Origin of the sequence: Rhodanobacter umsongensis, from assembly GCF_042654965.1 — a bacterium.
Lineage (GTDB): Bacteria > Pseudomonadota > Gammaproteobacteria > Xanthomonadales > Rhodanobacteraceae > Rhodanobacter > Rhodanobacter umsongensis.
This window is the reverse complement of sequence record NZ_JBHSMK010000002.1, coordinates 1036537-1054507: the sequence shown is the minus strand read 5'-3', so window position 1 is coordinate 1054507 and position 17971 is coordinate 1036537. Positions and strand designations below refer to the sequence as shown.

Sequence of the window (17971 nt, the reverse complement as noted above, 5' to 3'; positions counted from 1 at the left end):
CCTTGTGCAGGCAGGGGAGGAGTCGAGGCTCGACTACTGCTCGTCGTCCGACAGCTCCATCGATGGTGCCGGGGTGACCAGCAGCTTGTCGATGCGCGCGCCATCGAGATCGACCACCTCGAAGCGGATACCGCGCCAGGCGAATACTTCGCCGGTCTGCGGCACGTGACCCAGGGCGGTCATCACCATGCCGGCGACGGTGCGGAAATCGTGTTCATCCTCGCCCGGCAGCTCGCTGATCTGCAGCAGTTCGCGCAAGTCGTCGGTGGACAGGCTGCCGTCGATCAGCCAGCTGCCGTCGGCACGCTGCATGATCGGGCTGTCCTCGGTGCCGCCGCCGTGACCGATCTGGCTGGCGCCGACCACCGCCGCCAGCAGGTCGTTGACGGTGACCACGCCTTCGATGTCGCCGTACTCATCGACCACCAGCGCCAGTGGCGTCTCGGCGTCGCGAAACTCTTCCAGGAGATCCAGCGCGCGAGCGGTGGCAGGCACGAACAGCGGCTTGGACAAATGCTCGAACAACTCCAGCTTGCCGTCGGCAAAGCTGTGCAGCAGGCGCTTGACCTCGACCACGCCGACCACGTCGCTCTCGTCGCCGCGATAGACGGGGTAGCGCGAGTACGGCGTCTGCCGCAGCACGTCGATGTTCTCCTCGAGGGTGCCGGCGGTGTCCAGCCAGGCGATGCGCATGCGCGGGGTCATCACGCTGTCGACCGTGCGGTCGCCCAGCCGCAGCACGCGGTTGACCATATTGTGTTCGTCGGGATCGAGCACACCCTGTTCGGCGCTTTCGGCCACCAGCAGGCGGATCTCGTCTTCGGTCACCACACCGCGGCCGTGCTGGTTGACCCGCAGCAGCCGCAGCAGCAGGTTGCTCGATACGTTCAGCAGCCACACGAACGGCGCGGTGATGCGCGACAGCACCAGCATCGGAATCGCCACGTACGACGATACTTTTTCAGGCGCCGACAGCGCCAGCCGCTTGGGCACCAGCTCACCGATCACGATCTGGATGAACGAGATCAGCACGAAGCCCAGCACGATCCCGAGAATGCGGGTGTACGGCAGCAGCCAGGCCAGCTGGCCGCCGCGCAGGGCATCGGCGATATGGCCACCCAACGCATCGCCGGCGACGGCGCCGGTAATCAGCATCACCAGGGTGATGCCGACCTGCACGGTGGACAGGAAATGCTCCGGCGCCTCGGCGTGGCGCAGCGCCAGCGCGGCCCTGCGGCTGTTTCTGGCCATCTGCTTGAGGCGGCCTTTGCGCGATACCACCAGCGCCATCTCCGACAGGGCGAAGAAGCCATTGCACAGGGCCAGCACGAGGACGAGCGCGATTTCGGTCAGCATCGCGGTGTTGATGGAGGAGGGCGCATGGGCACAGTGTAAGGGCAGCGGGGCCCTCAACTCACGCACGGCGATGCCGGGGCGGTGATGCAGGGCAGCACGGCGGTCCTGTAACATCCCTGCCATCCCGTTCTCTCAGGCATGGCACCGCATGTTCTCACTGCAGACGATCTTCGGCAAAGGCGACAAGTTCTACGGCCTGCTCGAACAGAGTGCCGCTACCGCCCATGAAAGCGCCAAGGCCCTGCACGAGTTGCTGACCAAGCCCGGCGGCGGTTCGGTGATGGCCGCGTTCACCGCCACCCGCGCCCGCGAAAAGGAACTGGCCGCCCAGATCAGCGAGGGGCTGGTGAACACCTTCGTGACCGCGCTCGACCGCGAAGATATCGAAGCGTTGAATTCGGCGCTGTACAAGATTCCCAAGACCATCGAAAAGTTCGCCGAACGCTACGAGATCGTGGCTGACCGCCTGACCGGGGTGGATTTCGCCCAGCGCGCGCGGGTGCTCGAGCGTTCCAGCGAGGTCGTTGTCGAGATGATCGGCGAGTTGCGCCGCGGCCTGCGCATCGACCCGGTCAAGAAGCTGCAAGATCGCCTGCAGGCACTGGAGTCGGAAGGCGACCGCATGCTGCTGGCACCCTATCGCACGTTGTATGTCGAAGGCGGGGACGTGATGCGCGCGGTGCTGGCCAAGGATCTGTTCGAGCTGATCGAAAAGGCGATCGACAAATGCCGCGACGTCGGCAACATCGTCTATTCGATCGTTCTCAAGAATTCCTGAGGCCGCGCCCCGTGACCCTGCGCATCCCGCATTCGCCGGCCATCGTGCTGCCGGCACCGCATCTCCGCGTGCGCCCGACCGGGGGGCGCGCATGAGCATCGTCATCGCCGTGGTGGTGATCGCGCTGGTCTTCACCTACATCAACGGTTTTCACGACACTGCCAATTCCATCGCCACCGTGGTGGCGACCAAGGTGCTCACCCCCGGCCAGGCCGTGTTGCTGGCGGCTGGCACCAACCTGGTCGGTGCGTTCATGGGCACTGCGGTGGCGGCCACGATCGCCTCCGGGCTGATCAATGCCGGCGTGATCGAGATGAGCTCGCAGTTGCTGATCTGCGCGCTGCTCGCGGCGATCGTGTGGAACCTCATCACCTGGTGGCTGGGCCTGCCGTCCAGCTCCAGCCATGCGCTGGTCGGTTCGCTGGTCGGCGCGGCACTGGCCGCGTCGGACAACAACTTCTCTTCGGTGATCTGGGTCGAGGGCAGCTGGCTGAAAGGCCATGGCGTGATCCCCAAGGTGATCATTCCGATGGTGCTGTCGCCGGCCGCAGGTTTCATCATCAGTTTCCTGCTGATGGGCGGGTTGTATGCGCTGTTGGCGTGGTTCGCGAACCGGCAGGGCTGGTCGCGCCGGTTCGGACGCACGCCATTCGTCAACTTCTTCTTCGGCAAGGCACAGATCGTGTCGGCCAGCGCGATGGGCGTGGCACACGGCATGAACGACGCGCAGAAGAGCATGGGCATCATCGCGCTGGCGCTGGCCGGCGCCACCGCGGCGCATCAGTTCGATCACTTGCCGGCCTGGCTGGGCTTCCTGCGCATCGCCGAGAATCCCGCCGGCGGTTTCGCCATCCCGGTCTGGGTGAAGGTGGTCTCCGCGCTCACCATGGCCGCCGGCACCGCCGGTGGCGGCTGGCGCATCATCAAGACGCTGGGCCACAAGATGGTCAAGCTGCATCCGATCAATGGCTTTGCGGCCGAGACCAGTTCGGCGCTGGTGATCCTCACTGCCTCTGCGTTCGGCATTCCCGTGTCGACCACCCACAATGTCTCGGCGTCGATCATGGGCGTGGGGGCGGCCAAGCGCTTCAACGCGATCCGCTGGTCGGTGGTCGAAAGGATGGTGTGGGCGTGGATCCTGACCCTGCCGATCACCGCGCTGCTGGCCTACGGGCTGGTGATGGTGTTCCGGCTGGTGTTCTGACGGAGCCCGTTTTTCCTACAGCGAGTCGCTGCCGTTGGCGATCACCTGTTCCAGTTGATCGCCGAGCACGCCCAGTTCGCGCACCACGCGCTGCAGCTCGGCGGCATCGAGAAACTCGTACGGACGGTTTTCGCACAGGTGCAGATAGGGTGAACCGTCCAGGTCGGCAACCGCCAGAAAACCGGTGCGCTGCTGCCAGTTGAAGCGCAGGCAGCGGTTGGGATCGGTGCCGGAGAGCGGTCCGATTGGCGTGGATATGCGCAGGTAGCGCCGCCCCGATTCGTCCTCCAGTTCCGCCAGATAGATGCCCTGGCAACGGTCCTGCGCCAGGTCAAGATCGAAACTGATCAGATACGGATCGTTGTGACGCAGCTCGTGCTGGCTGCCGATGTGGGAACGCACGGCTTCGAAGTGACGCATGCGGCGGCTTCCGCTGGCGGGGGCGCTGCTACTCTGCCACGTCTGCCTGCCTGCGTCGCGTCAAGTTCGAATGAATCCAGTCGGAATGAATCGGCATGAACCCTGAGGTCGCCAACCGCATCTACGCCGCCATCGCCGCGATTCCACCCGGCCGTGTGGCCAGCTACGGCGCCATCGCGGCCCGTGCCGGCGTGCCGGGCCGGGCGCGGCTGGTGGGGAGGCTGCTGGGCGAGGTTCCCGAAGGTTTGACGTTGCCGTGGTACCGCGTGTTGCGTTCGAGCGGGCACATCGCGATGCCGCCGGGCAGTCGCGGGTTCCGCGAGCAGTCCCGCCTGCTGCGCGCCGAAGGGGTCGAGGTCCGGAACGGCCGCGTGCCGCTGTCGCGCTTCGGCCTGGACGGTGATCTCGACCGTGCGCTGTGGGGCATGCCGTCGTTCTGATCACGCGCCTCACCACGGGTGAGGGTGCTCGCGGTGAATCCACGTACGGCGTGCAAGCCCATCGGCTACTGACGAATGGGCGCCGCGCCGACGGCTGTCTGCATGTGGTTTGTTACCATGTTGCCGATGAATGCTACCGCCCTCGACCTGCTTCAAAGCGTTTTCGGTTACCCCAGTTTCCGCGGCCAGCAACAGGCGGTCGTCGAACATCTGCACGATGGCGGCGACGCGCTGGTGCTGATGCCCACCGGCGGCGGCAAGTCGCTGTGCTACCAGATTCCCGCGCTGCTGCGCCAGGGCACCGGCATCGTGGTGTCGCCGCTGATCGCCCTGATGCAGGATCAGGTCGACGCCTTGCGCGAAGCCGGCGTGGCCGCTGCGTATCTCAACTCCAGCCTGGGTGCCGAAGAGCAGCGCGAGGTCGAGCGACAGCTGCTGGCGGGTGAGTTGAACCTGCTTTACGTGGCGCCCGAGCGGCTGCTCACTTCGCGCTTCCTGAACCAGTTGGAACGTACCGAGGTGGCGCTGTTCGCGATTGACGAAGCGCATTGCGTGTCGCAGTGGGGACACGATTTTCGCCCCGAATACCGCGAGCTGGCGATCCTGCACCAGCGCTTTCCGCAGGTGCCGCGGATTGCGCTTACCGCCACCGCGGATCCGCGTACGCGCGACGAGATCGTCGAGCGGCTGTCGCTGCAGGCTGCCCGTCAGTTCGTCTCCAGCTTCGACCGGCCCAACATCGGCTACCGGGTCGGCCTGCGCCACAACGCCAAGCGTCAGCTCACCGAGTTCCTGCAGGGGCATGAGGGTGAATCCGGCATCGTGTACTGCCTGAGCCGCAAGAAGGTGGACGACACTGCCGAATGGCTGGCCGAGATGGGTGTCGAGGCCCTGCCGTATCACGCCGGTCTCGATGCGCCGACGCGGGCGAAGAATCAGAAGCGTTTCCTGCGCGAGGATGGCGTGGTGATGGTTGCCACCGTCGCGTTCGGCATGGGCATCGACAAGCCTGACGTGCGTTTCGTGGCGCACCTGGACTTGCCGCGCAGCATCGAGGGCTATTACCAGGAGACCGGTCGCGCTGGCCGCGACAGCCTGCCGGCCGAGGCGTGGATGATCTACGGCCTGTCCGACGTGGTCACCATGAGCCAGATGATCGCGCAGTCCGAATCGGCCGACGACCGCAAGCGGGTCGAGCGGCAGAAGCTGGAATCGCTGCTGGCCTACGCCGAGGCCACCGATTGCCGTCGCCAGCTGCTGCTCGGGACGTTTGGCGAGATCTATGCCGGCCCTTGCGGTCATTGCGACAACTGCGTTGCGCCGCCGAAAACCTGGGACGCCACGGTGCCCGCGCAGAAGGCGTTGTCGGCGGTGTATCGCACGGGTCAGCGCTTCGGTTCCGGTCATGTGATCGACGTGCTGCGCGGCGAGGAAACCGAGCGCGTGCTGAGTCTGCATCATCATCAGCTCAGCACGTTCGGCATCGGTGCCGAGATGGACGAGAAGCAATGGCGCTCGGTGTTTCGCCAACTGCTTGCCGCCGGCCTGCTGGAAGCCGACGCCGAGGGTTACGGCACCTTGCGCCTCACCGCCGCCAGTCGCGCCGTGCTCAGCGGCAGCAAACCGGTGAAGCTGCGCGAGGATGCCCGGCCCGAGCGCGGCAGCCGCCGTCGCCGTGACAGCAAGGTCCCCACCGGCGGCAGCCTCGGCATCGAAGCCTACGAGCAGTCGATGTGGGATGAACTGCGCGCCCTGCGCGCGCAGCTGGCCAAGCAGCAAGGTGTGCCGCCGTACGTGGTATTCCACGATGCCACCTTGCTGGCGATGTTGCGCGCGCTGCCGGCGGACGAGGGCGAGCTGGCCACCATCAGCGGCGTCGGCGAAGCCAAGCTCAAGCGTTATGGACGCGATTTCCTCGCGGTGATCAACGCGCCGGCGGGATGACTCTCGCCTTGTGGCCGGCTCTCCTGCTCAAGCTCGGGTCGTTCACCTCAAGCGCGGGTCGGCCGGGTTGAGGTCGAAGGGCTGCGCACTTCGGGCCGCGGCCTTCCGGCTTCTTCGCTGCCGAACGAGCAGCCCTCCACTTGGCTGCTGCCCGTGCGCTTGGCCATGCTCTGGGTGAACGGAGCGGGATGAGGGGCAGTTGCTGGAAGCGGGACGGGTTCTGCGATACAAGACGTACCGGCGCGGCCGCTGCATACGTATTCAGCCGGACAGTGGAAAGACCACAGTGCAGACTCGGACGCACATCTTCGATGCCATGACGTGGGGAGACGCAATGAGCACAGTAGACGCGACAGGTGATGGGCTGGGCCAACGCGCCACCGTGCGGGTGGTGCTGATTTCGGCAGCGGCGGCGCTGGGCGGCTTCCTGTTCGGCTTCGATACGGCAGTGATCAATGGCGCCGTCGACGCGATCCGTGGCGGCTTCGCGCTGGATGCGGCGCAGACCGGTTTCGCAGTGTCGTGCGCCCTGCTCGGTTCGGCGCTGGGCGCATGGTATGCCGGCATGCTGGCGAACCGCTTCGGCCGCGTGCGCACCATGCAGGTGGCGGCCGTGCTGCTGGTGGCTGCCGCGCTGGGTTCGGGCCTGGCCTGGAGCGTGTGGAGCCTGATCGCATGGCGGCTGGTCGGCGGCATCGGCGTGGGCGTGGCTTCGGTGATCGCACCGACCTACATCGCCGAGGTATCGCCGGCGTATATCCGTGGCCGGCTGGGCTCGATGCAGCAGCTGGCGATCGTGCTCGGCATCTTCGCCGCGCTGCTCAGCGATGCGTGGCTGGCCGGCGTGGCTGGCGGCGCGGCGGCGCCGTTGTGGCTGGGGTTGGCGGCGTGGCGCTGGATGTTCCTGGTGGCGACGCTGCCGGCGCTGATCTACGGCACCTTGGTGCTGGGCGTGCCTGAATCGCCGAGGTACCTGGTGGCCAAGGGCTGTCTGGCCGAAGCGCGGGCCGTGCTGCGCAGCGTGCTGAACATGCACAGCGAGGCGGCGCTGGACACCAAGTTGAGCGATATCGAAGTCAGCCTGCGTTCGGAGCACAAGCCGCGCCTGAGCGACCTGCGGGGCAAGGCGGCGGGCCTGCTGCCGGTGGTGTGGATCGGCATCCTGCTGTCGGTGTTCCAGCAGTTCGTGGGCATCAACGTGATCTTCTACTACTCGTCCACCTTGTGGCATTCGGTCGGCTTCAGCGAGGCCGATTCATTCACCATCACCGTGGTCACCTCGATCGTCAACGTGCTGGTGACCCTGGTGGCGATCGCGCTGGTCGACCGCATCGGGCGCAAGCCTCTGCTGGTGGTCGGCTCGGCCGGCATGGCGATCACCCTGGGCGCGATGGCGTGGTGCTTTTCGCAGGCCACCGGCAGCGGTGCCACGTTGAGCCTGCCCGGCGCGACCGGCATGGTCGCGCTGGTCGCCGCGAATGCCTATGTGGTGTTCTTCGGCGTGAGCTGGGGGCCGGTGGTGTGGGTGCTGCTGGGAGAGATGTTCCCGAACCGGATCCGCGCCACCGCGCTGGCGGTGGCTGCGGCGGCGCAGTGGCTGGCGAACTTCGCCATCACCAGCACGTTCCCGGCGCTGGCCGAGCTGGGCCTCAGCTTCGCCTACGGCCTGTACGCAGGCTTTGCGCTGCTGTCGCTGCTGTTCGTGCTCGCCGGGGTGCGCGAGACCAAGGGCATCGAGCTGGAGGACATGCGCGCGTGAGGACGGTGCACCACCCGGCCTGCGCCAGTGCTGCCGGCGTGGTGCCCCATCACTGGCGTTGCACCGGGCAGCGCCGGACGGATTGCGACAGCCGCCGCGCAAAGCGGTTAGGATTCGGAGTGACCGGTCAGCTGCCGGCTGGTGTCACGTTGTCCGATCAGACCCTCCCGGATCAGGCCACCGATGAAGGTAAAAGCCACATCGATCGACATTGCCCACCTCACCGGGGTGTCCCAGGCCACGGTGTCGCGTGCATTGCGGGGCAGTCCGCTGGTCAATGAGGAAACCCGGCGGCGCATCCAGGCTGCCGCCGAACAGCTGAACTACAAGGTCGACAAGAACGCCTCCAATTTGCGCCGGATGCATGCAGGCACGCTGGCGCTCTTGTTTTTCGAAGACCCCACCGCCGACGAATCGCACATCAACCCATTCTTCCTGTCGATGCTCGGCTCGATCACCCGCGCCTGCGCGCTGCAGGGTTATGACCTGCTGATCTCGTTCCAGCAGTTCTCGCATGACTGGCACGCCGACTTCGCCGACAGCAAGAAGGCCGACGGCCTGATCCTGCTCGGCTACGGCGACTATCTGGCGTATACCGACAAGCTGGAAAAACTGGTTGCCCAGGGCACGCGCTTCGTACGCTGGGGCGCCGTGCTGCCGGACCAGCCCGGCGTGTCGATCGGCTGCGACAACTTTCGTGGCGGCCAGGCGGTAGCCGAGCATCTGTTGGAACGGGGCTGTCAGCGCATCGCCTTCCTCGGCGATGCATCCAGCCACTATCCGGAGTTCTTCGGCCGTTATCGCGGCTACGTGGATGCCCTGCAGCAGGCGCGCGTGGAGGTCGACCCGGCGTTGCAACAGAACGCCGAAAGCACCGAGCGCTCCGGCTACGAGGCGATGCGCATGCTGATCACCCGTGAGGTGGGCTTCGACGCCGTATTCGCCGCCAGCGACCTGATCGCGATCGGTGCCATGCGCGCGCTCAGCGATCACGGTCTGCGCGTGCCGCAGGACGTCGCGCTGGTCGGTTTCGACGATATCGCCACCGCCAGCTTCGTCAACCCGCCGCTTACTACCGTGTTGCAGGACACCCGGCAGGCCGGCGAAGTCCTCGTCGACAGCCTGCTTGCGCTGATCCGCGGCGAACCGGTGGACAGCGAAGTACTGCCCGTGAAGCTGATGGTGCGGCGCTCAAGCCTGCGCTAGGCGGATGCTTCGCGGGAATGGCTCCCCGTTCGCCTGGCGCGCCCCTGAAAGCAGGCGCCGTGCCCGAAGATTCCATGCCCATTATCATGGGCAATTCCCCTCGGCATTGCGCCCATGACTACTCCATTCCGCTTCGCGCTGGCCCAGTTCGATTTTCCCGTCGGCGCCGTGGCCGCCAACGCGGCCAGGGCGCGCGAGCTGATGGCGCAGGCCAGCGCCGGGAGCGCGGCGTTCATCGCCTTTCCGGAGCTGGCCCTGAGTGGCTATCCGCCGGAGGACCTGCTGCTGCGCCCGAGCTTCCTTGCTGCCTGCGCCAGTGAACTGGCCGCGCTGGCGACCGCGGCGCACGGCATCGTTGCGCTGATCGGCCATCCGCACAGCGAGGGCGAGGTCTACAACGGCGCCAGCGTGCTGCGCGACGGTCGGGTGGAGTGCACCGCGCACAAGCAGGCGTTGCCGAACTATGGCGTGTTCGACGACAAGCGCTATTTCCGCCCCGGACATGAAACGGTCACGTTGCTGGTCGACCACGTGCGCATCGGACTGCTGATCTGCGAGGACGTGTGGCAGCCGGAGCCCGCGGCGCAGGCCGCGGCGGCGGGTGCCGAGTTGCTGCTGGTGATCAATGCGTCGCCTTGGGATGGGGCCAAGCAGGCCGATCGCGAAGCCGTGCTGGTCGCGCGCGCGCTGGAAACCGGTTGTGCAATCGCCTACGTCAACATGGTCGGCGGGCAGGACGAGGTGGTTTACGACGGCGCCTCGCTGCTGGTGAACGGGAATGGTTCGATTGCCGCGCGGGCACCGGCATTTGTCGACGCGTTGCTGTGGGCCACCTTCGATCCGGCCACCCGTACGCTGCATGCGGACAACTGGCCGCTGGCCGCCGACAGCTCGGTCGAAGCCACGCTGTATGCCGCGCTTGTGCGCGGCATCCGCGACTACATCGACAAGAACGGTTTCGGCGGCGTGCTGCTGGGGCTCTCCGGCGGCATCGACTCGGCGTTGACGCTGGCGCTGGCGGTCGATGCGCTGGGTGCGCAACGCGTCACCGCGGTGATGATGCCGACACGCTACACCTCGCAGCTGTCGCTGGACGGCGCACGCGCGCAGGCGGACATGCTTGGCGTGGACTACCACGTGATCTCGATCCAGCAGACCTGCGAATCCTTTCTGGCCGCGCTGGCGCCGGCGTTCGGGGGCAAGGCTGTCGATACCACGGAGGAGAACCTGCAGTCGCGCACCCGTGGCGTGATGCTGATGGCGCTCTCCAACAAGCACGGCCGCCTGCTGCTGGCGACCGGCAACAAGAGCGAGATGGCGGTGGGCTATGCCACGTTGTATGGCGACATGTGCGGCGCCTATGCGCCGCTGAAGGATGTCTACAAGACGGTGGTGTACCGGCTGGCGCGCTGGCGCAATCAGGCCGCGGGCAGGGAAGAGGGAACGGGCAACCAAGACCCCGATGCCCATGGTGCGCCCGTGGGGTTCCCGATTCCGATGGAAGTGATCGACCGCCCGCCGTCGGCGGAGTTGCGCGACAACCAGACCGACCAGGACTCGCTGCCGCCGTACGACGAGCTGGATGCGATTCTCGAACGCTTCATCGAGGGCGAGCAGTCGCAGGCCGACATCGTGGCGGCGGGCCATGACGCCGGCACTGTGCAGCGTGTGGTGCGGCTGGTGCTGCTGAACGAGTTCAAGCGCCGGCAGGCGGCGCCCGGCCCGCGGGCGACAACCCGCGCGTTCGGCCGTGAGCGGCGCTATCCGATTACTTCAGGGTGGCGTTGACCCTCGAAGCAGAGGGTTGCCACGAGGACAACGAGGCCATCCGTAGGGCGCGTTGGCCTCTTTCCCCTGAGCGTGGGGCCGGCCGGTCCAAGAAAAAAGCCGGCCATAAGGCCGGCTCTGTTGCGTATCCACGCGGGCACCTTCCCGCACCGTCATCGTCCCGGAGGGACGCCGGCGCCGCTCAATGATGGCCCGAGAACGGCACCAGCTTGCGCAGGGTGGACGGCGCATGCGGCCACTTGGCGTCGCTGAGATAGGGGTGGTTCGGGTAGTTCAGCGCGAGCACCTGGCGGGACTGGTCGGCCAGGGTCTTCTGGTCCAGCGCCAGGTAGCTGCGGGTGAGAATCGCCAGCGCGTCGCCGGTCTGCGGCGCCTGCTGGTAATGCTCGATCACATACTGCGAGCGATCGGCCGCGGCGATGTAAGCCTTGTTGCGCAGGTAGAACTCGGCCACGTTGATCTCGAACTGGGCCAGCACGTTGCGCAGGTAGATCATGCGCTGGCGTGCATCGGCGGTGTACGCACTGTCGGGGAAGCGCCGCGACAGCTCGGAGAAGTCGTCGAACGCCTGCAGGTTGTAGCCTTGGTCGCGGCGGGCTTCGGAGCCGCCGCGGCCGATGAAGCGTTCGATCACGCCGCTGGTGCGATCGAAATTGATCAGGCCGCGCAGGTAATAGGCATAATCGACATGTTTGTTGGTCGGATACGTCTTGATGAAGCGGTTCACGGTCGACAAGGCATCATCCGGCTGGTTGTCCTTGTACTGCGAGTAGGCCAGGTCGAGCTGGGCCTGTTCGTTGTACTCACCCGACGGGAAGCGCGCGATCAGGCGCTGGTAGGCCTTGCTGGCGGCGGAGTAGTCGGCATTTTCCATCGAGGCATGCGCGTTGTTGTACAACGCGTCCACCGGCATGTTGTCGATGGTGTCGTGTTTTGCCTTGAACATCGAACAGGCGCTCATCGCCACGGCGAGCACGAGCACGGCAAGCACCTTGAGGGCAGGCAATTTGAACATCGGCAGCTTGGACAAGCCCATTGGTAGGCGCATAGGAATGAATTCGGATGTTTGAACGAAAAGGCATGATAGCCGAAACCGGCCGCGGCCCGCGGAGCATGGCATGACCACCATCCGGCACGAGGCCGAGGTGCCGCTGGCCGCCGCAGGACGCAGGTTCGACCAGGCTTTGGCCGAGATGTTCCCGGACTATTCGCGTTCGCGGCTCAGCGGCTGGATCAAGTCCGGGGCGGTCACCCTCGACGGCGCGCAGGCGCCGCCGCGGCAACTGCTGCGCGGTGGCGAGCAGGTACGGCTGCAGGTCGAACTGGAAACCGAGGTGACCAGCGCGCCCGAGGACATTGCGCTGAACATCGTGCACGAGGACGAACACCTGCTGGTGCTGAACAAGCCGGCCGGGCTGGTGGTACACCCCGGCGCCGGCAATCCGGCCGGCACCCTGCTGAACGGGTTGCTGCACCACTATCCGAAGCTGGCCGAGCTGCCGCGCGCCGGTATCGTGCACCGGCTCGACAAGGACACCTCCGGCCTGATGGTGGTGGCGAAGACCTTGCCGACCTGTACGGCGCTGATCGACCTGCTGTCGCGGCACGAGGTCGAGCGCCAGTACGAGGCGGTGGTGCTCGGCACGATGGTGTCCGGCGGCACGGTGGACGAGCCGATCGGCCGCAGCATGGGCGACCGCCTGCGCCAGGCGGTGCGTGACGAGGAGGACGGCAAGCGCGCCGTAACCCACTATCGGCTGCGCGAACGGTTCCGGGCGCACAGCCTGCTGCAGTGCCAGCTGGAGACCGGCCGCACGCATCAGATCCGCGTGCACCTGGCGCACGTGGGCCATCCGCTGATCGGCGACCCGTTGTACGGCGGCGGCCTCAAGTTGCCGAAGGGCGCCAGCCCCGAGCTGATCGCCGTGCTGCGCGGATTCCGCCGGCAGGCGTTGCATGCCGAGAAGCTGTCGTTCCTGCATCCGGCCACTGGCGAGGCGCTCTCGTTCACTGCCGAGCGGCCGGCCGATCAACTGGCGCTGATCGAGGCGCTGCGCGCCGATCTGGCCGAGCACGGTTCGGATCACTATTGAGGCAGCGGCAGAAACCGGAGCAGCGCGTATGCGATGCTTTCAACTCCCCCTTTCCGATTTCCGGATCTGATGACCGAGACCTGGATTTTCCCCGACTGGCCAGCGCCGCCGCAGGTACATGCGGCCGTCACCACACGCCAGGGTCCGGGAATCTCCGCGCCGCCGTACGATCGCTTCAACCTCGGCCTGCGCAGCGGGGAGGCGGCGGATGTGGTGGACGCCAACCGCAGTGCGTTGCAGCAGGCGCTGGCCTTGCCGGCGGCGCCACGCTGGCTGCGCCAGGTGCACGGCGTCAACGTGGCCGAGCTCGGGCCGCTGCGCAGTGCCGACGAACCGCAGGCGGATGCCGCGGTGTCACACATTCGCGGCACCGTGCTTTCGATTCTCACCGCGGACTGCCTGCCGGTGTTGTTCTGTGCCGATGACGGCAGCGAGGTCGCCGCGGCGCATGCCGGCTGGCGGGGCCTGGCCGAAGGCGTGCTGGAAGCCACGGTGCAACAGTTGCAGACGCCGGCCGCGCGCCTGCTGGCCTGGCTGGGTCCGTGCATCGGCCCGGCGTCATACGAGGTGGGCGATGAAGTGCGCGCCGCGTTCATGGCGCGCGGCGCGAACGCAGCGGCCTGCTTCATGTCGACCCGCCCTGGACACTGGCGCTGCGACCTGGCCGGACTGGCGCGCCAGCGTCTGGCGGCGACGGGCCTCACGCGGATCCACGGCGGCGGTTTCGACACGCGCGCCGATCCACGTTTCTATTCCTACCGCCGCGATGGTGCCCGCAGCGGCCGGTTCGCCAGCCTGATCTGGCTCGCGTAGGAACCTCAGCGCCCCAATGCCTGCAGAAACGCAACGCGCCACGCGGTGATGTCGTGCTTCTGCAGCACCGTCATCATCGCGTTCCAGCGCTGACGGCGTTCGGCCAGCGGCATGTCGAGCGCACGCTGCAGCGCGTCAGCGACTTCCTCGGTGTCGGCGGGATTCACCAGCAGGGCATCGGTGAGTTCTTCCGCGGCACCGGCGAAGCGCGAGAGCACCAATACGCCGGGATCGTTCGGGTCCTGGCAAGCCACGTACTCCTTGGCGACGAGGTTCATGCCGTCGCGAAGCGGGGTCACCAGGCCGACCCGGGCGCTGCGGTAGTAGCCGGTCAGCAAGCGATGCGGGAACGACTTGTTGATGTAACGGACCGGCGCCCAGTCCGGCGCGGCGTACTTGCCGTTGATGTGGCCGGCGCTGCGCTCCAGCTCGCGGCGGATCTGCCGGTATTCCCGCACGGCACCACGGGAGGGTGGTGCAATTTGCAGGAAAGTGATGTGCCGATGCAGCGCGGGCTCGCGTTCGAGCAGCCGCGCATACGCCTGGAATCGCTGGGGCAGCCCCTTGGAATAGTCCAGCCGGTCGACGCCGATGATCAGCAGGCGGCCTTCCAGGCTGTCGCGCAACTGGCCGATCTCACGGTTCGACAAGGCGGCGCGCGCCATCTCGGCGATGCCATCGGTGTCGATGCTGATCGGAAACGCCGCAGCACGGAACAGACGTCCGTTCGCGCTGCGCATGCGACCGTCGCGGCGCATCGTGGCGCCTGCTTCGTGCAGAAAATAATCCTCCAGTGCGCGCAGGTCGCGGGCCGCATGCACGCCGATCAGGTCGTAGCTGGCCAGCGTTTCCAGCAGCTCGCGATGGTTAGGCAGCGCGATCAGCAGGCCAGCGGCGGGGAGCGGCGTGTGCAGGAAGAAGCCTATGCGGTTCCTCACCCCGCGTTTGCGCAGCATCGCGGCCAGCGGAATCAGGTGGTAGTCGTGCACCCAGATGACGTCGTCGGGTGCAATGAGCTGCCGCAGGCGGTCGGCGAAAATCTCGTTGACCCGCAGATAGCCTGCCAGATGGCTGCGCTGATAATCGACCAGGTCAGGCCGGTAGTGCAGGATCGGCCACAGTGCGCCATTGGCGAAGCCGAGATAGAAATCGGCATGGTCGGCGCGCGACAGGTCCACGGTGGCGTAGTCGACCATTCCGTCGCGCAACCGGTGCACCTCGGCGGCGGTCTCGGCGGCCAGCTTTCCGCTCCATCCGAACCACAGGCCGCCGTGTTCGCGCAGGGCCGCCTGCAGTGCCGAGGCCAGGCCGCCAGCGGCGGCCTGGCGCGGCAGGGCGACGCGATTGGACACCACGATCAGGCGACTCATCGGGAGGGCTCCCGGCGCGGCGCGCCACCGACGGCGCTGCCCTGATCTTCAGGCCGACCCGGATCGCGCGGCCGACGGACTCGCTGCGGAGTCCCGATGCCCGACTCCAGGCTACCCATTGGCCGCTTCACAACGCATCCTCCCAGCGTCGAGACAGCCGCATTGCGGCCTGGATCAGGCCGACCATCGAATAGGTCTGCGGGTAGTTGCCCCAATGCTCGCCGCTGGCTGGCGCAATGTCCTCGGACAGCAGTCCCAGCGCATTGCGCTGCTTCAGCATGTGCTCGAACATCGCCCGCGCCCGTTCCTTGCGGCCGGTGGCGGCGAGTGCCTCGATGTACCAGAACGTGCAGATGTTGAAGCTGGTTTCCGGCGCGCCGAAATCGTCCGGTGCGAGGTAGCGGAACAGATAGTCTCCCCGGCCCAGAGCGGCGCCGATCGCATCGACGGTCGCGATGAAGCGGGGGTCGCTGGCTTCGACGAAGCCGATGTCGGCCAGCAGCAGCAGGCTGGCATCCAGGTGTTCGCCGTCATAGGCATCGACGAAGTGGCCCAGCTCTTCGTTCCACGCCCGCGCCTCGATTCGCGCGTGCAGTTGCACCGCCTCCTCGTGCCAGTAGCGCGCGCGGTCGTCCAGCCCCAGTTCGGTGGCGATGTGCGCCAGCCGATCGCAGGCGGCCCAGCACATTGCGGCGGAGTAAGTGTGCACGGCGACGCGGCCGCGATATTCCCACAACCCCGCATCGGTCTGCTCGGCCATGCGCAGCGCCATCGTGCCCATCCGTTCGAGCCGGCGAAACGTCACCTCGTCGCCGCGATGCTCCAGCCGGCAGTCGAAGAAAAGCTGCGCCGAGGCGAGCACGACCGAGCCGTAGACGTCGTTCTGCCGTTGCCGCCAGGCATCGTTGCCGACCCGAACCGGGCCCATCCCCCGATAGCCCTGGAGGGTATCCACCTGACGTTCGGGCAGTTCGCTTTCGAAGGTGATGCCGAACACCGGGCCAAGCTCGGTCAGTTCCTTGCTGGCGACCAGGTTGAACGCGAAGCGGATGTACTCCTCCATCGTGCGCGTGGCGCCCAGCCGGTTGAGCGCGCGCACGGTGAAGGCGGCATCGCGCAGCCAGCAGTAGCGGTAGTCCCAGTTGCGCACGGTGCCACCGGACTCCGGGATCGAAGTGGTCAGCGCCGCCACGATCGCGCCGGTGGCCTCGTACTGGCACAGCTTCAGCGTGATCGCCGCGCGGATCACCGCGGCCTGCCATTCGTAGGGAACCGACAGGTAGCGCACCCATTCGCGCCAGTAGTCCAGCGTGCGCTCCAGCGCCAGGTGGACGAAGTCGGCGACATTGTCGTTGAGCGTCTCGTCGGGGCCGAACACGAAATGCGCGGGCCGGTCGAGGCCGAAAGCCAGGCCGCGCTCGATCAGCGGCGTGGCCACGTCGCTGGTCAGGCGTTGCACCACGTCGCTGAGCAAGTAGCGGATGTGGTTGCAGCCCGAGGTGGTTTGCGCCACGCGTGCGCCGTAGTCGCATAGCGGGCGCATCCGCACGCGTATCCGGGGCGATCCGCTGAGGGGCGCCACCCGGCGGACAAGCATCTCGGGATGATATAGACGTCCATATGAGCGGTACCGCGGCGCGAAATCGGTGATCTCGATCGCGCCGCCATGGTGATCGAACAACCGTGTCACCAGAACCGCGGTATTGACCAGGTAGAACTGTTCGGTGCGTTCGAGGTCCTCCAACTCGATCACCCAGTCGCCGCCCCCGCGCGTGGGCGAAAGCAGAGAGCAGAAGCTGGCATCGGCATCGAAGCGCGGCAGGCAGCACCAGACAATGCGTGCTTCGCGATCGATCAGGGCGGCGACGCTGCCATTGCCGATCACGCCCAGCTCGAGGCTGGCGCGCAGCGGAATCTCCGTCGGTGCACGCTCCTTCGGCGCGCTATCCGTTCGCGTACTCTCCTGCGGGAAATCGGGCATGGGCGGGGCTCAATGTGTGAGCGCGTCGAGGACGCGGGACAGCCAGGCTTCCGCCGCGGCGGGACCAGGCAAGGTGAACTCCGCCAGGCTGGGCTGACGGGTGCCGATCCGGACGCTGAGTCCGTGCCGGCTGTTGATGCTGGCGAATGCGTGTTCATCGGTGAGGTCGTCGCCCAGGTAGACCGGCCGACGACCAGCAAAGGGCGCGCGCTGCAGCAGCTCGAGCACGGCGTGGCCCTTGTCCATGCCGACGGGCTTGAACTCCAGCACCAGGTTGCCCGGTTGCAATTCGTAGCCGGGCAGCTGTGCCACCAGTGCCGCTGCCGCTTCGTGCAGCGACGCCCACTGGGCTGGCGCGCGGCGGCAATGCAGGGCGATTGCTGCCTGTTTATCCTCCATCTGCACGCCTTCGAAATGCCCGGCCAACGCTCGCGCGGCCTCACGCATGTGCGCCTGATCCGCGGGGACGACCGCGAAGTTCCTGCGGCCGCCATCGGCGTGGCGCAACTGCAGCCCGTGCAGCCCGGCAGCGGCCCAGTGCGAGGCGGCGAACATGCGATCGAGGTCGGCCAGTTCACGCCCGCTTACCAGCGCCAGCGCGCCATCGAGCGCCTGGTGCAGTGCATGCAGCAGCGCCAGCAGCGAGGCGCCGGGGCGGACCGACAGCGGGTCGTCCGCAAAATCGAGCAAGGTGCCATCGACGTCCAGAAATACCGCCCAGCACGCGCCGGCGTCGGGCAAGGGGGGCGGTGGCAGCGGGTCGCGAGGTGCGCAGGCGATAGCGGGGATGGCCGTTGACATCGTCATCACCCTAACAAA

General features: G+C 66.8%; 15 protein-coding genes. 9 read left to right on the top strand and 6 right to left on the bottom strand.

Annotated features, from left to right (window positions below; translation table 11 throughout):
- Window positions 1-33: 33 nt before the first annotated feature.
- Window positions 34-1356, bottom strand: coding sequence for a hemolysin family protein (locus tag ACFPME_RS05060; RefSeq protein ID WP_377302654.1), 1323 nt, complete (start codon window positions 1354-1356; stop codon window positions 34-36).
- A gap of 148 nt (window positions 1357-1504) precedes the next feature.
- On the opposite strand from ACFPME_RS05060, the gene ACFPME_RS05055 reads away from it, so the two are divergent.
- Window positions 1505-2134 carry a DUF47 domain-containing protein gene (locus tag ACFPME_RS05055; RefSeq protein WP_377302652.1) on the top strand — a complete coding sequence of 210 codons (630 nt, stop codon included), beginning with the start codon at window positions 1505-1507 and terminating at the stop codon, window positions 2132-2134.
- 91 nt (window positions 2135-2225) lie between these two features.
- The gene (locus ACFPME_RS05050) at window positions 2226-3338 is read left to right on the top strand and encodes an inorganic phosphate transporter (RefSeq protein WP_377302650.1); all 1113 of its coding nucleotides are present in this window, start codon (window positions 2226-2228) and stop codon (window positions 3336-3338) included.
- Between the two features lie 15 nt (window positions 3339-3353).
- Here ACFPME_RS05050 and ACFPME_RS05045 read toward each other — a convergent pair whose 3' ends face one another.
- Window positions 3354-3758 carry a hypothetical protein gene (locus tag ACFPME_RS05045; RefSeq protein ID WP_377302648.1) on the bottom strand — a complete coding sequence of 135 codons (405 nt, stop codon included), beginning with the start codon at window positions 3756-3758 and terminating at the stop codon, window positions 3354-3356.
- A 95-nt stretch (window positions 3759-3853) separates the two neighbouring features.
- Between ACFPME_RS05045 and ACFPME_RS05040 the strand changes: the two genes are divergently transcribed.
- The 5 genes from ACFPME_RS05040 (at window position 3854) to ACFPME_RS05020 (ending at window position 10895) form a co-directional block, all read left to right on the top strand.
- Complete coding sequence (locus ACFPME_RS05040) at window positions 3854-4198, top strand: MGMT family protein (RefSeq protein ID WP_377302646.1); 345 nt, start codon at window positions 3854-3856, stop codon at window positions 4196-4198.
- A 126-nt stretch (window positions 4199-4324) separates the two neighbouring features.
- Complete coding sequence (gene recQ / locus ACFPME_RS05035; RefSeq protein ID WP_377302644.1) at window positions 4325-6142, top strand: DNA helicase RecQ; 1818 nt, start codon at window positions 4325-4327, stop codon at window positions 6140-6142.
- Between the two features lie 334 nt (window positions 6143-6476).
- Window positions 6477-7901, top strand: coding sequence for a sugar porter family MFS transporter (locus ACFPME_RS05030; protein WP_377302642.1), 1425 nt, complete (start codon window positions 6477-6479; stop codon window positions 7899-7901).
- A 183-nt stretch (window positions 7902-8084) separates the two neighbouring features.
- A complete protein-coding gene (locus ACFPME_RS05025; RefSeq protein ID WP_377302640.1) occupies window positions 8085-9107 on the top strand; it encodes a LacI family DNA-binding transcriptional regulator in 1023 nt (340 codons plus the stop codon).
- A gap of 114 nt (window positions 9108-9221) precedes the next feature.
- Window positions 9222-10895, top strand: coding sequence for an NAD+ synthase (locus tag ACFPME_RS05020; RefSeq protein WP_377302638.1), 1674 nt, complete (start codon window positions 9222-9224; stop codon window positions 10893-10895).
- A 181-nt stretch (window positions 10896-11076) separates the two neighbouring features.
- On the opposite strand, the gene ACFPME_RS05015 is transcribed toward ACFPME_RS05020, so the two are convergent.
- Complete coding sequence (locus ACFPME_RS05015) at window positions 11077-11943, bottom strand: outer membrane protein assembly factor BamD (RefSeq protein ID WP_377302637.1); 867 nt, start codon at window positions 11941-11943, stop codon at window positions 11077-11079.
- A gap of 70 nt (window positions 11944-12013) precedes the next feature.
- Between ACFPME_RS05015 and rluD the strand changes: the two genes are divergently transcribed.
- Window positions 12014-12988: a 23S rRNA pseudouridine(1911/1915/1917) synthase RluD gene (gene rluD / locus ACFPME_RS05010; protein WP_377302635.1), complete on the top strand. Its 975-nt coding sequence runs from the start codon at window positions 12014-12016 to the stop codon at window positions 12986-12988.
- Between the two features lie 69 nt (window positions 12989-13057).
- Window positions 13058-13801 carry a peptidoglycan editing factor PgeF gene (pgeF, locus tag ACFPME_RS05005; protein WP_377302633.1) on the top strand — a complete coding sequence of 248 codons (744 nt, stop codon included), beginning with the start codon at window positions 13058-13060 and terminating at the stop codon, window positions 13799-13801.
- A 5-nt stretch (window positions 13802-13806) separates the two neighbouring features.
- Here the strand turns inward: pgeF and otsA are convergent, their stop codons facing one another.
- The 3 genes from otsA to otsB form a co-directional block, all read right to left on the bottom strand.
- Window positions 13807-15171, bottom strand: a complete 1365-nt coding sequence (gene otsA, locus ACFPME_RS05000) for an alpha,alpha-trehalose-phosphate synthase (UDP-forming) (protein ID WP_377302631.1) — start codon at window positions 15169-15171, stop codon at window positions 13807-13809.
- Window positions 15172-15298: 127 nt separating this feature from the next.
- Entirely contained in the window at window positions 15299-17152 is a 1854-nt protein-coding gene (locus ACFPME_RS04995; RefSeq protein ID WP_377302630.1) for a glycoside hydrolase family 15 protein, read from the bottom strand.
- Window positions 17153-17161: 9 nt separating this feature from the next.
- A complete protein-coding gene (gene otsB / locus ACFPME_RS04990; RefSeq protein ID WP_377302628.1) occupies window positions 17162-17953 on the bottom strand; it encodes a trehalose-phosphatase in 792 nt (263 codons plus the stop codon).
- Between the last annotated feature and the right edge of the window lie 18 nt (window positions 17954-17971).